Annotated in this window: 1 protein-coding gene; it reads left to right on the top strand. The window is 41.0% G+C overall.

Features of this window, described 5'->3' with window-relative positions; translation table 11 throughout:
- Positions 1-305 (top strand): transposase (locus AAEY55_RS18190; protein ID WP_350552630.1); only part of this gene is annotated, 305 nt, incomplete at both ends.

The following is a 305-nucleotide window of genomic DNA, read 5'->3' as shown; positions in this document are numbered from 1 at the left end:
GAAGGTAAAGTAACGGCGGGGAGTTATATTGGCAAAGCGATAAAATACACGCTTAATCAATGGCCGAAATTAATGCGGTATAGTGAAGATGGCGAACTAGGGATTGATAATAATATTACTGAGCGAGATATTCGGCCGTTTACCACTGGTAGAAAAAACTGGCTATTCTCAAAATCGGTTAATGGTGCTCAGGCCAGCGCGATACTTTATAGTATTGTGATGACCTGCCGTGCCAATGACATCAATCCTTATTACTACTTTGTGCATTTATTTAAAACGTTGCCGAATCGAGATGAGGGTGATGA

The organism is Pseudoalteromonas sp. 120-MNA-CIBAN-0494 (assembly GCF_040308885.1).
GTDB classification, from domain to species: Bacteria; Pseudomonadota; Gammaproteobacteria; order Enterobacterales; family Alteromonadaceae; genus Pseudoalteromonas; species Pseudoalteromonas nigrifaciens.
Note: the sequence above shows the minus strand (reverse complement) of the source record. Positions and strands in the feature narration are given on the sequence as shown.